This is a genomic window from Anaeromyxobacter sp. K, assembly GCF_000020805.1.
GTDB lineage: Bacteria > Myxococcota > Myxococcia > Myxococcales > Anaeromyxobacteraceae > Anaeromyxobacter > Anaeromyxobacter dehalogenans.
On record NC_011145.1, the window covers coordinates 4,087,231 to 4,101,746 of the forward strand.

A 14,516-nucleotide genomic window follows, 5' to 3' on the forward strand; every position below is an offset into this window, starting at 1 on the left:
CGTCGCGGTGCCCCGGCACGCCGTACACGGCCACCCCGTGTCGAGCTCAAGACCTCCTTCCAGCGCCGGCGATGGTAGATGATCGGCCAACACCACGCGGACGGGTGACGTGACTCGGAACCGAGAGGACATCACGACCAAACTGGCTCGACTCGAAGCCAGGCCTTCCACGCTCGACGCGGAACGAGCGTTCATCCGCGAGCAGATCGCCGCCGCGCGGCGGCAGCTGGCCGCGGTCGAGGCCGTGACGATCTCCGTCCCGAAGCTCCACCCCTCGCCCACCCCCACGCCCACGACGCATCCAGCCAAGGTCGCCCTCTTCGCCTCGCTCTTCCGCGGCCGCGAAGACGTCTACCCGCGCTTCTGGACCAACGAGAGGAAAGGCACGAAGGGATGGGCGCCGTTCTGTTCGAACGAATGGAAGCGCCCTGACGCGGTTACAGCGGGGGTTACATCCAGGGTGACAGTCGAAGGGACCGGAAACGAAAAACCCCCGACAACTCTGGAGTTGTCGGGGGTCGAACTGGAGCGGGAAAAGGGATTTGAACCCTCGACCCTCGCCTTGGCAAGGCGATGCTCTACCACTGAGCTATTCCCGCAAGAAGCTCGCGAAGGTGGAGGTTTATAGAGGGACCGCCCGAGGGGTGTCAAGCGGGTTTCGGCAGGCCTCGAACACGCCCTCGCGACGGGCCACGGCGGGCCCGCGGTGTATCATCCGCGCCCCGTGCCGGACCCGGTCACCGCCCCTCCGCCCTCCCCTGCCCCACCTCCTCCACCGGCTCCGCCGCGCGGGTTCTTCGCGCGGCTGCGCAAGAGCCGCGAGGACGCGCGGCGGCAGGCGCAGGTGGGCGGGGGGCGGCAGCGCGGGCCGGTGGGGGACCTCTTCCGCGCGGTGGGGCGCGGCCTGGCGCTGGGGCTCGCGAACCTGGTGCTCCCCCGTCCGCGGGCGCCGGTGCCGGCGCCGGAGACGATCCGGCGCCTGCTCGTCATCCGGGTGGACGAGCGGGTGGGCAACCAGCTCCTCACCACCCCGCTCCTCCGCGCCCTGAAGCTGGGCCTGCCCGGCGCCGAGCTCCACCTGCTCGCGCCGAAGCAGGGCCTCCTCGTGGCCTCGCCGCACGTGGACCGGTTCCACCTCTGGCAGAAGCGCGATGCGTTCCGGGCCCCGCTGCGCCAGCTCGGGCAGCTGCGTGCGCTCAGGCGCGAGCGGTTCGACGTGGTCCTGGAGGCGGGGCACTGGTCCGCCTGGTCGCTCACGGCCTCGCTCCTCGCCCGCCTGCTGGGCGGCCGGCGCGCCATCGTCGGGCACGACCGCGGGGACGCGGCGCGGTTCCTCTCCCACCCGGTGCCGCACGATCCGGCGAGCGTCGCGGAGGTCCCGGCGAAGCTGGAGCTGCTCACGCCGCTGGGCCTGCCGGCGCGCGGCCTGGAGCTGGAGACGGGGCTGGGGCGCGACCTCGTCGCGGCGGACGCGGCGCTCGCGGCGGCGGGCGTGTCGGGGCCGTTCGCGCTGCTCAACCCGGGCGCGCGCCTCGCGGACCGGCGCTGGCCGGCGGAGTCCTACGCGGCGGTGGCGCGCGGGCTCTCCGAGCGCGGCCTCACGGTCCTGGTGGTCTGGGGCCCGGGCGAGGAAGGGCTGGCGGCCGCCATCGTGGAGGGCTCGGGCGCGCGGCTCGCGCCGCCGACCGACCTCGACAAGCTCGCGGGGCTGATGCGGCGGGCGCGGCTGGTGGTCTCGAACAACAGCGGCCCGATGCACCTGGCGGTCGCGGTGGGGGCGCCGACGGTGGGCGTGTTCTTCCGCGGCGACTCGGCGCGCTGGGGCCACGCGATCCCGGCGTTCGCGGCGGCGGAGGTGCGGAGCGACGCGGAGGCGCCGGCGGTGCTGGCGGCCTGCGACCGGGTGCTGTCCGTGAACCTCGAGCGCGCCTGAGGGCGCGGCTACCCGCGCGACGTGCGGCGGTTCGGGCGGACGTCCTCGGACGCCTGCGCCTCGCCCTCGCGGCGGTACACGGCGCGGATGAAGTTCGCGAAGTAGCTCACCGCGGACCACACCGAGAAGAACAGCGAGATGTAGATGAGCCAGGTGCCGACCCGGTTCGCGTCGAGGTCGAACGAGAAGAAGAGCGCGTCGATCGGGTAGGTGTAGTGCAGCAGCAGGAACGTGATTCCGGCCACCTGGAACGCGGTCTTGTGCTTCCCCTCCTGCCCGGCGGCGATGACGATGCCCTCGCTCATGGCGATGGTGCGCAGGCCGGTCACGATGAACTCGCGCGCCAGCACCACGATGCACACCCACGCGGCCACGCGGCCGAGGTGCACGAGCATCACCAGCGCCGCCATGACGATGAGCTTGTCGGCGAGCGGGTCGAGGAACTTGCCGATGACGGTGACGAGGTTCTTGCGCCGCGCCACCCAGCCGTCGAGGAAGTCGGTGGCGCCGGTCACCGCGTACAGCACCGCGGCGATGAAGCTGTCCACCCGCGACTCGTAGTAGGTGAACCACAGGAACACCGGGATGAGCGCGATCCGCGTGAGGGTGATCGCGTTCGGGAGGTTGAGCGCCTCCCGCCGCAGCGAGCGCGCGCTCACGGGGTGCTCCCGCCGGCGGCGGCGTCGGGGTCCGCGAGGACGCGGCCCTCGCCGGTGAGCTCCACCACCGCCGTGCCGGCGCCCTCCTCGGCGAGCCCCACCAGCCGCGGCGTGAGCGCCCCGGTCCACCCGACCAGCGCCGCCAGCGGCAGGCGCACCGCCGCCGACGTGGACACCTCGAGCGCGAGCGGCGCGCCGGCGGTGACGAGCAGCATGCCGCCGCGGCCGCGCAGGTGGACCAGGCTCAGCTCGGCGCCGCTGGTGGACGGCACCCGGCCGTTCTCGAACGCGAGCCCGTCCTCGAACCCGAACACGGCCTCCTCGCGCAGGTAGACCGCCTCGCCGTCCAGCTCGAGCGCGGTGAACCGGCGCCCGGACGCCGCGTACAGCAGCGCCCCCTCGCCGGACGCGCGGTGCATCCGGGTGGCGCCCTCGCCGAAGGGCCGCTCGGTGGCGCGGCCGCGGAAGCGCATCAGCTCGCCGCCGAGCGTCACCTCGCCCCGGACCGCGAACAGGCCGTCGAGCCGGACCCGGACCGTCCCGCGCACCGTCACGGTGAGGAATCCGTCACGGACCGTGAACGGGACCGTCGGCTCGGGCGTGGCCGGCACGAGCCGGGCGTCTCCCCACGCGGCGAGCGTGGGCACCGCGGCGGCGGACGGCTCGGCCTCGGGCGCGGGCGGCGGCACGACGCGCAGCACCGGCACGCTGCCGGGGACGGGGGTGACGTAGGGCTCGGGCGCGGGGGTCTCGCCGGCCGCGGGGAGCGGCGCCTCGGTGGGCGCGGGCGGGGGCGGGACGGTCCAGCCGCTGGCGACGAGCTCGTCGCAGCGCGCCACCATGTGGTCGCTGCCGGCCTTGCGGAACCACTCGCGCGCGCCGGCGGGATCGCCGGACTCGAGCAGCGCGAGGCCGAGGTAGCCCATGGCCTTGCGGTGGTCGGGGTTGAGGTCGAGCGCGATCTCGAGCTGCCGCCGCGCCTCCTCGTGGTGCTTCGCCTTCAGGAAGGCGAGGCCGAGGTTGACGCGCGCGGCGGGCTCCACCGGGTTCTCGTCCACCAGCCGCTGCCACGCGATGGCGGCGTCGTCGAACTGGCCCTGCCGGTAGCAGGCCTGGCCGAGCAGCGCGAGCACCTTCGCGTCCTTGGGGCCGAGCTCGAGCGCGCGCTCCAGCGCGGCGCGGGCCCGGTCGGCGTCCCCCTGCGCGAGCAGCTCCGTGCCGCGCGCCAGGTGGAAGGCGAGCTCGTCGTCGACGCCGTCGCCGCCGTCCGCGCGCCGCGCCACGGCTCACCGCCCTGCCTTGTAGGCCTCGTACAGCGCCACCACCTTGCGCACGTACTCCCGGGTCTCCGGGATGTTCGGCACGCCGTCGCCCGCGCGCCGGACCGCCTCGGGCCCGGCGTTGTACGCGGCGAGCGTCTTCACCATGTCGCCGGCGTACTGGTTCGCGAGGATGCGCAGGTAGCGCGCGCCGCCCTCGATGTTCTCGGCGGGCTCGTACGCGTCGCCCACGTACATGTCGCGGGCGGTGCCGGGCATGAGCTGCATGAGGCCCATGGCGCCCTTCTCCGAGACGGCGCGGTGATCGAAGTTCGACTCGACCGCCATCACCGCGAGGAGCAGCGCCTCGGGGAGGTTGTACTTCGTCGCGGCGGCCCGGATGTGCTCGCGGTACCGCGCCTGCGCCTCGGAGCGAGGGAGCGGCCGGGCGCGCGCCTGCGCCTTGCCTCCGCGGTACACCCCGCCGCCGTCCTTCATGCGCGCGATGCGGCGGAAGCGCGGATCGCTGGGCGCGTTCGAGAAGTGCGCCACGCCGTCGGAGTCGACGTACGAATACAGATCGCTCGCCCGCGCGGCCGGAGCCGCCAGGACGGCGCCCAGCAGGGCGAACCTGGCGAGGTAGGGGCGGACGGACATCGTCGAAAAAGTTACCAGCAGCACGCTCGGCCGGACAACTTTATTCCCGGAGCGCGTGCTACATCAAACGCCATGACCACACTGCCTGCACGAGAGAACGTGGACTTCCTGGTCCTTGGTGGTGGTGTCGCGGGGCTGACCTTCGCGCTCGAGGCGGCCGATCACGGATCGGTGCTGGTGCTGACGAAGCGGCAGCGCTCGGAGGGCTCGACGCAGTACGCGCAGGGGGGCATCGCGGGCGTGCTGGGCGCGGACGACGCGCCGGAGCTGCACGTCCAGGACACCCTGGTCGCCGGCGCCGGGCTGTGCAAGCGCGAGGCGGTCGAGGTCACGGTCCGCGAGGGCCCGGACCGGCTGCGCTGGCTCATCGGCATCGGCGTGGAGTTCGACCGCGAGGCCCCCGACAAGCTCCACCTCACCCGCGAGGGCGGGCACTCCCGCCGGCGCATCGCGCACGCCAAGGACACCACCGGCCGCGAGGTGGAGCGGGCGCTGCTCGCCGCCTGCGACGCGAAGGGCGTCCGGATCGTCGAGGACCAGATCGCGATCGACGTCATCACCAGCGGCAAGCTCGGCCTGGGCGGCCCGAACCGCGCGCTCGGCGCGTACGTGCTCGACCGCGCCTCCGGCGACATCACCACGGTGACCGCGGGCGTGACGGTGCTCGCCACCGGCGGCGGCGGGAAGGTCTACCTCTACACCTCGAACCCGGACGTCGCGACGGGCGACGGGGTGGCGATGGCGTACCGGGCCGGCGCGACCATCGCGAACATGGAGTTCTTCCAGTTCCACCCCACCTGCCTGTTCCACCCGCAGGCGAAGAGCTTCCTCATCTCCGAGGCGTGCCGCGGCGAGGGCGGCATCCTGCGCAACGGCGCCGGCGAGGCGTTCATGTCGCGCTACGACCCGCGCAAGGAGCTGGCGCCGCGCGACATCGTGGCCCGCTCCATCGACGCCGAGATGAAGCGGCGCGGCGACGAGAGCGCGTTCCTCGACATGACGCACCTGCCGAAGAGCTTCCTCATCGAGCACTTCCCGAACATCTACGCCACCTGCAAGGAGTTCGGGATCGACATGGCGGTGCAGCCGATCCCGGTGGTGCCGGCGGCGCACTACATGTGCGGCGGCGTGGTGACCGACCTCATGGGCCGCACCTCGCTGCCGCGGCTGTTCGCGATCGGCGAGACGTCCTGCACCGGCCTGCACGGCGCGAACCGGCTCGCCTCCAACTCGCTGCTGGAGGGGCTGGTGTTCGGGCGCCGCGCCGCGCTGAGCGCCGTGGACGAGCTCGGCCACGTGGGCGGCACGCTGCCGACGATCCCGGACTGGAACCCCGGGGCCGCGCTCGCGCCCGAGGAAGGCGTGGTGGTCACGCACAACTGGGACGAGGTCCGCCGGCTGATGTGGAACTACGTCGGCATCGTCCGCACGCAGAAGCGCCTGGAGCGCGCGCGCACCCGGCTCGCGCTGCTGCGCGCGGAGATCCGCGAGTACTACTGGGAGTACCGGCTCACCCCGGACCTGGTGGAGCTGCGGAACCTCGCCGACGTGGCGATGCTGATCGTGGAGTGCGCGCGGCAGCGCAAGGAGTCGCGCGGCCTCCACTACCTGCTCGACCACCCGAAGCCCGACGACCGCTGGCTGCGCGACACGGTGATCACGCGCGGCGATCTCGAGTGAGCGGCCGCGCCGGTCCGCGCGCGCGGGCCGGCGGCGCGCCGAAGGCGCCTACAGGTCGGGATCCGACTCGAGCCGCGACGGCTCGGGCACGACGCCGAAGTCGAGGTCCATCCGGCCGAGGGCGCTCGTGATCGCGAGCACGTAGGGCCGGCCCTCCAGCGGCGGCGACGCGCTCGGGAAGCGCACCCGGTACACCACGTCGAACGTGCCCACGTACGGGAACAGCCCGGTCAGCGTGGCGTCCACGTCCAGCACCTCGACCTTCGCCGCGAGCAGCTCGCCCTCTTCGGTCCGCACCGCGACGCGCCAGATGCTCCTCGGCGCGTCGAGGTCGTTCTGCTTGCCGTTCGCGGTGTAGAGCGCGAGCAGGAACTCCTCGCCGGCGGCGGCCTCGGCGCGCTCGGTGGCGAGCCGGGCGTCGAGCTCGGCGGCGGTCCACCCGAGCCACGCGGCCAGCCGGCGGACGCGCGCCTCGCGCTCGGGGAGGCCCAGGTGCGTGGCGGTGGCGGTGGCGCGGTGCTCGAGGCCGTCGTAGAGGGTCGCCCGGCGCGTGGCGGCGGCGCGCAGGTCGGACCACTCGCCCTCGCGCGGCCCGGGGACGGGCTGGCGCGGGTGGAACGGGCAGCCGGCGAGCGCCAGCGCGAGCGCGGCGGCGGCGAGCGCGCGCAGCCTCATGACATGAAGTCCGCGCGGGTGAACAGCGCCTGCAGCGGCACGCCCTGGGCCTCGATGGCCTCGCGCCCGCCCTCCTGCCGGTCCACCAGCGCCAGGCAGGCCACCGGGACCAGGTGCTCGGCCCGGCAGCGCTCGATCGCCTTCAGCGCCGAGCCGCCGGTGGTCACCACGTCCTCGATCACCGCCACCCGGCTGCCGTCGGGGAGGGTCTTGCGCCCCTCGATCCACTGGCCGGTGCCGTGGCCCTTCGGCTCCTTGCGCACGATGAACGCGTCCACCGCCGCGCCGGCGCCGCCGTCCAGGAAGCTGGTGAGCGCCACCGCGCTCGCGATCGGATCCGCGCCGAGCGTGAGCCCGCCCACGCCGCGCACCGGCGGCGTGAGGCCGCGCACGCGTTCGAGCAGCAGCCGGCCGATGAGCACGTGCCCCTCGGCGGTGAGCGCGGTCCGCTTGCAGTCGATGTAGAAGTCGCTCTCCTTGCCGGAGGCGAGGACCACCTTGCGGCGCTCGAACGACAGGCTGCGCAGGAGCTCGAGCAGCCGCGCGCGATCCCGTTCCAGGCTCATGGTTCGTCCTCCCTGCGCTCGAGGTGGGGGAGCAGCTCGGCCATCCAGCGGACCTGCTCGAGCACCGCGCGGCGGCCGTCGGCCGGCAGCTCGCGCCACGACTCGAACGCCACCGCCAGGTCCGCGTTCACCTGGTACAGCCGCGCGGCCACGTCCGCAACGAGTTCCTCGGGGGTGACCTCCTCCGCCCCGGCCCCGGCCTCGGCCTCGGCGGCCGCCCCGCCCTCACCAAGCTCGGGCGAGGCCGCGGGCGCGGCGACGGGCTCGAGCTGGTGCGGCGCCGGCTCCGGCTCGAGGCCGCCGTCGTCGTCGGGGGCGGACCCGGCCGCGTCGGCGGCGGGCCCGGCGGTGAGGAACTCGAAGAAGCGCTCGCGCAGCTCGGGCTCGACCGGCGCGCGCACCAGCGCGTCGTCGAGCAGCTCCTCGGCCCAGGGCGCGACGCCGGTCTGCTCCAGCCGCTCGCGCAGCAGGCGCAGGCCGTCGCGGTCGAGCGGCTCGGTGAGGAGCGCCTGGCCGAGCGCGAGGCCCCACGCGTCGTCGTCGTCGAGCGTCGCGTGCAGCCGCGCCAGCACCCGGCCGCGCATCAGCATGCGCAGGGCGGCGATGCGCCGGAACCCGGCCACCACCTGGAACCGCGGTCCGTCGGTGCCGGCGCCGGGCAGCGGCCGCAGCTCGACGGGCACGAGCTGCCCGAGGCGGCCGATCGACGCGGCCAGGGCCGAGACGTCGGCCTCCTCGCGGACGCGGAACGTCGCGTCCAGCGCGAGCGCCGAGAGCGGTACGAACTCGACGGCGCCCGTCGCATGGGCGGGCGCCGCGGTGCGCGGTTCGAGCTCCACGTCCACCTCCGCTCGATCCGCGCGGGGCCCGCGGGCCGGGCGGGGGCCGGGTCGCGACCCGGTCCCCTCCCATTCCGCGCGGGATCGGGACTACTTCCGCTTGACGATCACCTTGCGCTTCACCGCGCCCATGGCGACCGGCGCCGGCGGAGCGGGCGGCTTCGGAGCGGACGGCTCCTCCACCTTGCGGATCTCGGGGCGCGGGGCCGGCATGGCCGGGCGCGGCGCGGGGCGCAGCGCCGGCCGGGCCGGGGCCGCCGCGACCGCGCGGGCGGCGCGGGCCTCGGGCTCGGCCTCGATCTCCACCTCGCCCATGTCGATGCGGCCGCGGAAGCTGGCGCCGTCCACGATGATGACGCGGGGAGCCTGGATGTCGCCGATCATCCGGCCTTCCCGGGTGATCTCGACCGACTCGGTGGCGGTCACGTTGCCGACCACCGCGCCCGCGATCACGCAGTTGCGGACCTGGACCTCGGCCTTGACCGTGCCGGTGGGCTCGACCACCAGGGTCTTGGTGAGGGTCAGCGTCCCCTCGACGCGGCCGCGGACCGTCAGGTCCTCGTCGCCGTTGAGGGAACCGCTGATGAGGATCGACTCGCCGATGATGGTGCTGCCGTCAGTGGTCGCCACGGCTCACTTCCCCTTCGTCTCACGGACTTCCATGTCCACGTTGCCCTTGAACAGGGCGCCATCGGCGATCAGGATGCGCGGCGCGCGAATGTCGCCGACCACCTTGCAATCGGCCTTCAGCTCGACCTTGTCGCTCGCGTTGATGTTCCCCGTCACCTGGCCCGACACCTCGACGTTCGCCGTCTCGATGTCCGCCTCGATGACGCCCGACGACTCGACGAAGAGGCTCTCTCGCAGGCTGATGCGGCCCTTGACGGTGCCCTGGATCACCAGGTCCTCGTCGCCCGAGATCTCGCCGTCGATGACGATCGAGCTTCCGATGACCGTGTGCGCGCCGGCGCGCGACGCCGGGACCTTCTCGATGCCAGCCATGTTCCGCAGCCCTCCACGAGCCTGTGGTGATCCCCCGATGAACATCGGTTCGTAAGACCCGCGCAGGATAGAGGTCCGTTCGAGGGCCAGTCAACAGGGTGTTCCGCGCACACACGCAGCGTTCAACGCGGCGCGCGTGCCGAGAGCCAGGCGACCGCCTCGGCGATCGGGCGGGCCCGCTCGGCCTCGTTCAGCACCTCGTGTCGGAACCCCGCGTACACCTCGAGCCGCTTGTCGTCGCCGCCCGCCGCGGAGACGAAGGCGCGCGTCGCGTCGAGCCCCACCACGCGGTCCGCCCCGGCCGCGAGCACGAGCAGCGGCGCCGTCCACTCGCCCGCCCGCCGCGCCACCTCGGCCTGCGCGCGCCGCGCCTCCTCGAACCAGCGCGGCGTCGTCACCCGCCCGTAGAGCGGGTCGCGGGCGGTCCAGCGCTGCAGGTCCGGATCCGAGGTGAGGTCGACGGGATCGAGGCCGGAGGAGATGGGCAGCCAGGGCACGAGCCGGCCCAGGGTGCGGGCCGCGAGGAGCTTCGCGAGCGGCGCCCGGGTGGCGAGCGCGTAGAACGGCGAGGTGAGCACGAACCCGCTCACGTGCCGCCCCCGGCTCAGCCCCCACAGCGTCGCGATCAAGGCGCCCTGGCTGTGCGCGAGCACGAACAGCCGCTCGCCGGCGACGCCGTCCTGCGCGAGCTTCGCCACGAGCGCGTCGAGGTCGGCGAGGTAGTCGGCGAACGCGTCCACGTGCCAGCGCCGGCCGTCGGACTGGCCGTGGCCGCGGAAGTCGAGCAGCGCCACCTGGAAGCCGGCGCGCACCAGCGCGGCGGTGATCCCGGCATAGCGGCCGCAGTGATCGCCTCCGCCGTGCAGCACCGCCACCGTGGCCCGCGGCGCCGGCGGCGTGAAGCGCTGCCAGTACAGGCGCAGGTGATCGGCCGAGTTGATGAACCCTTCCTCGTGCCTCGCCTCGGCGTCGGACGGGAAGGAGGGGAGCGGCATCGGCGGGACGCTAGCGGCCGGGGGCGGCGGGGTCAAGGCGCGCCCGCGGTCCGGGCCCAGGCCCGCACGCGCTCGGCCGCGACCTCGTCGCCCGCCTCCAGGTACGCGTCCACCAGCCGGCGCCAGGGCTCCGGATCCGGCCGCTCGCCGGCGCGTCCGAGCGCCTCCTCGACCCGGATGGCCCTGCGCAGCTCCTCGAGCTCGCGCTCGCGCTCCCCGCGGCCGGCGGCGAGGTCGGCGAGCAGCAGGTGCGCCTGCGAGGCCGCCGGACCGCCCGCGGCGAGCGCCACCGCGCGCCGGGCCTCGCCCTCGGCCAGCTCCTCCTGCCCGGCCCGGGCGAGCGCCTCCGCCAGCGAGGCGTGCAGCTCCGGGCTGGCCTCGTCGTAGGCCACCGCGCGCCGGAGCGCCGCCACCGCCCCGGCATCGTCGCCGGCGCCGCGCGCGCGGCGGGCCTCGAGGTAGTGCGCGATGGCGCGCGGGGAGACGAACCGCGCGGCGGGCGGCGGCGTGCCCTGGCCGGCGGCGGCCGCGGGGCGCGCGCCGGCGCACCCGGCGCCGAGGGTGGCGAGGAGCGCGGCGGCGAGCGGGAGGGCGAGCGGACGCATGGCGGCCCGCGGTGCGGGCGGAGCCGGAGGATACCGGCGGGCGGGCCCCCGGTTCAATCGGGGTCGCCGGCGCGCCTGGCGCGGGGCCGCCGGCCGCTGCGCGCCTTCAGCGGTGGGGGCCCGCCGGCGCGGAGCGCCGCGTCCACCGCGGCGGGGAGCGCGCCGTCGACGAGCGGCCGCGTCACCGCCGCGGCGCAGCCGGCCTCGCGGAGCGGCTCGCCCCAGTCGACGTGGGCGACGGCCACCACCGGCACGCCGGTCAGCTCGCGGTCCGCCTGGAACGCGCGCAGCGTCTCTCCCCCGTCCGGCCCGGTCGCGTGCAGCACCACCGCGTCGGGCGCGAAGCGCGCCGCGGCGGCCCCGGCCGCGAACCCCGGGGCGGCCTGCTCCACCGCGTACCCGGCCACCGCGAGCTGGCGCGCCGTCCCCTCACGCGCCGGGCCGGGCTCGGCCACCACCAGCACCTTGCGCCGCGCCGGCGCCGCGCCGGACAGCTCCTCGGGCACCGGCATCCCGTGCCGGAGCATGAACGCGGCCAGCTCCTCGCGCGCGATGCGCCGGTGGCCGCCGGGCGTCCGGTGCGCCTTGAGGCGCCGGGCCTCGATCCAGTTCACCACCGTGGGCAGCGAGACGCCGAGGAGCCGGGCCGCCTCGAACGTCGTGTAGAAGCCGGGCATGCGCGGCAAGTCTAGACGTCCGGTCATCGTTCGTGAACGGTCAGCGAGCGAAGCGAGCCAGCCGGGGCGGCGGCGCGGAAGCGGCGCAGCCGCTCGCGCCGGCGCAAGGGACCCGGCGGGCCGGGTGGGGCCCTACCGAGCTCCGCTCGGTGGGGCGGGGCGCAGCCCCGTCAGATCGTCCCGCGCGCCATCCCGCAACCCGGGCCTCCACCGTCCCGCCCGGGAATGCTAAGGAGAGCCCATGCCTGCTCCCACCTACCTGCTCGGCGCGGTGCAGATGACCTCCACGGCGGACCGCTCCCGCAACCTGGAGACCGCGGTCCGGCTGGTGAACGAGGCGGCGGACCTCGGCGCCCGGCTCATCGGCCTGCCCGAGAACTTCGCGTACATGGGGCCCGAGGAGGGCCGCCGGGCCGGCGCCGAGACGCTGGAGGGGCCCACGGTGAGGGCGCTCTCCGAGGTGGCGCGGCGGCGCGGCGTGTACGTGCTGGCCGGGTCGATCGCGGAGAAGGTGGACGACCCGGGCAAGACCGCCAACACGAGCGTGCTCATCGCGGACGACGGCCGGGTGGCGGCCGCGTACCGCAAGATCCACCTGTTCGACGTGTCCATCCCGGACGGCGCGCGCTACGCCGAGTCCGAGGTGGTGGTGCCGGGCGACAAGGTCGTGATCGCGCCCACGCCGCTCGGGCGCGTCGGCCTCACCGTCTGCTACGACCTGCGCTTCCCGGAGCTGTACCGGAAGCTGGCCGGGCTCGGCGCCGAGGTGATCACCATCCCCGCCGCGTTCACGCTGTTCACCGGCAAGGACCACTGGGAGGTCCTGCTCCGCGCGCGCGCCATCGAGAACCTGGCCTACGTGATGGCGCCGGCGCAGGTGGGCCGCCACTCCGCCAGCCGGCAGACGTTCGGCAACGCGATGATCGTGGATCCGTGGGGCGTGGTCCTCGCCCGCTGCCCGGACGGCGAGGGCGTGTGCGTGGCCCCGTTCCGCCGCGAGCGGCTGGAGCAGGTGCGCCAGGAGCTCCCGGCGCTGAAGCACCGGAAGCTGTAGGTCGCCGCAGGGAGGGGGCCCCGCGCAGCGGGGGAGGGGCGCGGCCCCTCCCCGCGGGGACCGCTCGCGTGCCCGCGCAGGCGGGCGCGAGCGGTCACGGGCACCCGCGAAGCAGGGGTGGGGCCCCGACGGCTCCGCCGGCGGGGCGGGGACGCAGTCCCCGTTGCGATCAGAACACGAACATCAGGCCCCCGGCCATCGCCAGGTCCTTGTTCGACAGGTCCCAGCTCTTCTTCGAGCCGAAGTCGTCCACCTTCGCCTGCGTGACGTCGAAGAACAGGTAGGTGTGGTTGATGCCGGTCTCGCGGTCGAGATCGCGGGCGCTGCCCGGGTCGACGATGTCGAGCAGCAGCGCCACGCCGGCGGTCCAGGACCAGCCGTTGGTGGCGCCGGACTCCACCGACTTGCCGCGGCCATCGGTCACCCACCAGTTGTACCGCTCGGCCGCGAGGCGAGCGTAGGGCGCGAGCGGGACGTGCCACTGCTCGGCCATCCAGTCGAACCGGTAGGTGAGCGTGAGGCTGGTGGGGATGATGTTGAAGGTGGTCTTGTCGCCGGACCGCACGTCGGTGCCGGAGACGTCCACGATGCCCTTGCCCGAGCGCCGGAAGTAGCCGCTCCGGAAGCCCCCCTCCACCACGCCCACGCCGGAGTACAGCGCGTACCCGAAGCCGGCGCGGAACATCCAGCCCTTCCCGCCGCCGAACACCTGCTCGTAGGGGCCGGGCTTCGCGAAGCCGGAGTCCACGTCGGGCGTGTAGTTGCCGGCGCCCAGCTCGACGGAGCCGCGCTTCGGCGAGGGCTGCGCGCTCGCCGGCCCGGGGGCGGCGAGGAGCGCGGCCGCGGCGAGCGCCGCCAGCGTCAGGGTGGCGGACCGCATCACGGCTTCCTCCTGCGCAGCGCCGCGAGCGCGGCGGCGCCGATCATGGCGAGCGCGCCGGTGCCACCGGCGCCGCAGCCGCCGGAGTCGGTGCCGCCCCGCTCCTTGTACTGCTCCCAGAAGTCGGAGACCGGCACCGGCGTGCCGCTCTTCGTCTCCGACGGATCGCTCGGGTTGCCCGACTTGGTGTACGCGACCACCTGGACGTCGTAGGTGACGCCGTTGGTGAGCCCACCGAGGCGCAGGCTCGTCCCGGTGACTCGCTTCGAGTACACGGTGTCGGTGGTGCCGGTCGGGGTGGCGAGGACCTGGTACTCCTCGGTCCGCTCGGTGCCGCCGGTCCCGACGTCCCAGCTCACGTTGAGCGCGTTCTCGCCGGGCGTGACGCCGACGTTCACCGGGGTGGCGGGCTTGGCGGTGCTGAGCGTGACCTGGCCCTGGGCGAACCCGCGCCGCGTACCGCTCGCGTCGTACCAGTGCACGCAGATGTAGATGGTCTTCGTCTGGACGGTGCAGGCTTCCAGCCCGACAGCCGTCACGACGGTGACCGGGTCGAAAGCCTGCGGCGTGAGCACCGAGGCATCGTCGGCGAGGAGGCTCCCGATCTGGCCGGCCTGGATGCCGTTGGTCGTGTCGTTGCTCTCGGCGCAGTAGCCCTGGTTCGTCCCGGTACCGTACGCCCCCTGCGTCGCGGCGAAGACCTGGTAGTGGCCGTCGGTCGAAAACGTGCCGCTCTTCACCTGGATCTGCCAGATGAGCTCGAGCGGCCGCGGGTCCGCGCCGGTGCACTGCGCGGCGTTGATGTACTCGTCCTCGGGCGACGAGCTGGGTTTCACGGTGCCCGCGGTCGGATTGGTCTGCCCCACGGCCAGCAGCGGCGCGGCGAGGAGGGCGGCGGCGAGGATCGCGCGTCTCATGTCGCGCGGATTGTGCAAGTGAAACGCCACCCGGGCAAGCAGGCGTTCCCGAGGCGCCGCGCGTGGTTGCGCCACCGGGCGCCGTGGCAGGACGCCCCGCGCAGCCAATTTGGCAAAG

The 14,516-nt window shown here is 74.5% G+C and carries 16 protein-coding genes and 1 tRNA gene; 3 read left to right on the top strand and 14 right to left on the bottom strand.

All coding sequences use genetic code 11. The features are described from left to right. Nucleotides 1-524 precede the first annotated feature (524 nt). A tRNA-Gly gene (locus tag ANAEK_RS18245) sits at nt 525-599 on the bottom strand. A 125-nt stretch (nt 600-724) separates the two neighbouring features. Between ANAEK_RS18245 and ANAEK_RS18250 the strand changes: the two genes are divergently transcribed. Continuing rightward, nucleotides 725-1,933, top strand: coding sequence for a glycosyltransferase family 9 protein (locus ANAEK_RS18250; RefSeq protein WP_232288269.1), 1,209 nt, complete (start codon nt 725-727; stop codon nt 1,931-1,933). A gap of 8 nt (nt 1,934-1,941) precedes the next feature. On the opposite strand, the gene pgsA is transcribed toward ANAEK_RS18250, so the two are convergent. From pgsA to ANAEK_RS18265, 3 genes are read right to left on the bottom strand one after another with little or no spacing between them, the layout of a single operon-like run. Next, on the bottom strand, nt 1,942-2,592 hold the full coding sequence (gene pgsA / locus ANAEK_RS18255; RefSeq protein ID WP_012527610.1) for a CDP-diacylglycerol--glycerol-3-phosphate 3-phosphatidyltransferase: 651 nt from the start codon (nt 2,590-2,592) through the stop codon (nt 1,942-1,944). Continuing rightward, nucleotides 2,589-3,875, bottom strand: a complete 1,287-nt coding sequence (locus ANAEK_RS18260; RefSeq protein ID WP_012527611.1) for a tetratricopeptide repeat protein — start codon at nt 3,873-3,875, stop codon at nt 2,589-2,591. Before ANAEK_RS18260 ends, pgsA begins: the two co-directional genes overlap by 4 nt. Nucleotides 3,876-3,878: 3 nt before the next feature. Further along, the gene (locus tag ANAEK_RS18265; protein ID WP_012527612.1) at nt 3,879-4,508 is read right to left on the bottom strand and encodes a lytic transglycosylase domain-containing protein; all 630 of its coding nucleotides are present in this window, start codon (nt 4,506-4,508) and stop codon (nt 3,879-3,881) included. Between the two features lie 72 nt (nt 4,509-4,580). Between ANAEK_RS18265 and nadB the strand changes: the two genes are divergently transcribed. Next, nucleotides 4,581-6,188, top strand: a complete 1,608-nt coding sequence (nadB, locus tag ANAEK_RS18270; protein WP_012527613.1) for an L-aspartate oxidase — start codon at nt 4,581-4,583, stop codon at nt 6,186-6,188. A 48-nt stretch (nt 6,189-6,236) separates the two neighbouring features. Here nadB and ANAEK_RS18275 read toward each other — a convergent pair whose 3' ends face one another. The 8 genes from ANAEK_RS18275 to ANAEK_RS18310 all read right to left on the bottom strand — a co-directional run bounded on the left by ANAEK_RS18275 (nt 6,237) and on the right by ANAEK_RS18310 (nt 11,547). Then, a complete protein-coding gene (locus tag ANAEK_RS18275; RefSeq protein WP_012527614.1) occupies nt 6,237-6,863 on the bottom strand; it encodes a hypothetical protein in 627 nt (208 codons plus the stop codon). Next, nucleotides 6,860-7,429 (bottom strand): orotate phosphoribosyltransferase, encoded by a 570-nt coding sequence (gene pyrE / locus ANAEK_RS18280; protein ID WP_012527615.1) that lies wholly within the window; start codon nt 7,427-7,429, stop codon nt 6,860-6,862. Before pyrE ends, ANAEK_RS18275 begins: the two co-directional genes overlap by 4 nt. Further along, complete coding sequence (locus ANAEK_RS18285) at nt 7,426-8,268, bottom strand: ParB N-terminal domain-containing protein (RefSeq protein WP_012527616.1); 843 nt, start codon at nt 8,266-8,268, stop codon at nt 7,426-7,428. Before ANAEK_RS18285 ends, pyrE begins: the two co-directional genes overlap by 4 nt. A 90-nt stretch (nt 8,269-8,358) precedes the next feature. Next, complete coding sequence (locus tag ANAEK_RS18290) at nt 8,359-8,898, bottom strand: polymer-forming cytoskeletal protein (protein ID WP_012527617.1); 540 nt, start codon at nt 8,896-8,898, stop codon at nt 8,359-8,361. Between the two features lie 3 nt (nt 8,899-8,901). Next, nucleotides 8,902-9,270: a polymer-forming cytoskeletal protein gene (locus ANAEK_RS18295; protein ID WP_012527618.1), complete on the bottom strand. Its 369-nt coding sequence runs from the start codon at nt 9,268-9,270 to the stop codon at nt 8,902-8,904. Between the two features lie 122 nt (nt 9,271-9,392). Beyond that, a complete protein-coding gene (locus tag ANAEK_RS18300) occupies nt 9,393-10,265 on the bottom strand; it encodes an alpha/beta hydrolase (RefSeq protein ID WP_012527619.1) in 873 nt (290 codons plus the stop codon). A gap of 32 nt (nt 10,266-10,297) precedes the next feature. Continuing rightward, nucleotides 10,298-10,870 (bottom strand): ribonuclease E, encoded by a 573-nt coding sequence (locus ANAEK_RS18305; protein WP_012527620.1) that lies wholly within the window; start codon nt 10,868-10,870, stop codon nt 10,298-10,300. 53 nt (nt 10,871-10,923) lie between these two features. Further along, on the bottom strand, nt 10,924-11,547 hold the full coding sequence (locus ANAEK_RS18310; protein WP_012527621.1) for a helix-turn-helix domain-containing protein: 624 nt from the start codon (nt 11,545-11,547) through the stop codon (nt 10,924-10,926). A gap of 241 nt (nt 11,548-11,788) precedes the next feature. Here ANAEK_RS18310 and ANAEK_RS18315 point away from each other — a divergent pair, with 241 nt between their 5' ends. After that, the gene (locus ANAEK_RS18315; protein WP_012527622.1) at nt 11,789-12,601 is read left to right on the top strand and encodes a carbon-nitrogen hydrolase family protein; all 813 of its coding nucleotides are present in this window, start codon (nt 11,789-11,791) and stop codon (nt 12,599-12,601) included. A 169-nt stretch (nt 12,602-12,770) separates the two neighbouring features. Here ANAEK_RS18315 and ANAEK_RS18320 read toward each other — a convergent pair whose 3' ends face one another. Together ANAEK_RS18320 and ANAEK_RS18325 are read right to left on the bottom strand one after the other, a co-directional pair. Continuing rightward, nucleotides 12,771-13,481: an MXAN_2562 family outer membrane beta-barrel protein gene (locus ANAEK_RS18320; RefSeq protein ID WP_012527623.1), complete on the bottom strand. Its 711-nt coding sequence runs from the start codon at nt 13,479-13,481 to the stop codon at nt 12,771-12,773. Then, nucleotides 13,481-14,398: a fibronectin type III domain-containing protein gene (locus tag ANAEK_RS18325; RefSeq protein WP_012527624.1), complete on the bottom strand. Its 918-nt coding sequence runs from the start codon at nt 14,396-14,398 to the stop codon at nt 13,481-13,483. The genes ANAEK_RS18320 and ANAEK_RS18325 overlap by 1 nt, the downstream gene beginning before the upstream one ends. Between the last annotated feature and the right edge of the window lie 118 nt (nt 14,399-14,516).

What these genes read in the sequence shown, in the direction of transcription:
- ANAEK_RS18265 (WP_012527612.1), bottom strand. Translation starts at nt 4,508, where the DNA reads ATGTCCGTCCGCCCCTACCTCGCCAGGTTCGCCCTGCTGGGCGCCGTC.
- nadB (WP_012527613.1), top strand. Translation starts at nt 4,581, where the DNA reads ATGACCACACTGCCTGCACGAGAGAACGTGGACTTCCTGGTCCTTGGT.
- ANAEK_RS18275 (WP_012527614.1), bottom strand. Translation starts at nt 6,863, where the DNA reads ATGAGGCTGCGCGCGCTCGCCGCCGCCGCGCTCGCGCTGGCGCTCGCC.
- pyrE (WP_012527615.1), bottom strand. Translation starts at nt 7,429, where the DNA reads ATGAGCCTGGAACGGGATCGCGCGCGGCTGCTCGAGCTCCTGCGCAGC.
- ANAEK_RS18295 (WP_012527618.1), bottom strand. Translation starts at nt 9,270, where the DNA reads ATGGCTGGCATCGAGAAGGTCCCGGCGTCGCGCGCCGGCGCGCACACG.
- ANAEK_RS18300 (WP_012527619.1), bottom strand. Translation starts at nt 10,265, where the DNA reads ATGCCGCTCCCCTCCTTCCCGTCCGACGCCGAGGCGAGGCACGAGGAA.
- ANAEK_RS18305 (WP_012527620.1), bottom strand. Translation starts at nt 10,870, where the DNA reads ATGCGTCCGCTCGCCCTCCCGCTCGCCGCCGCGCTCCTCGCCACCCTC.
- ANAEK_RS18310 (WP_012527621.1), bottom strand. Translation starts at nt 11,547, where the DNA reads ATGCCCGGCTTCTACACGACGTTCGAGGCGGCCCGGCTCCTCGGCGTC.
- ANAEK_RS18315 (WP_012527622.1), top strand. Translation starts at nt 11,789, where the DNA reads ATGCCTGCTCCCACCTACCTGCTCGGCGCGGTGCAGATGACCTCCACG.
- ANAEK_RS18320 (WP_012527623.1), bottom strand. Translation starts at nt 13,481, where the DNA reads ATGCGGTCCGCCACCCTGACGCTGGCGGCGCTCGCCGCGGCCGCGCTC.
- ANAEK_RS18325 (WP_012527624.1), bottom strand. Translation starts at nt 14,398, where the DNA reads ATGAGACGCGCGATCCTCGCCGCCGCCCTCCTCGCCGCGCCGCTGCTG.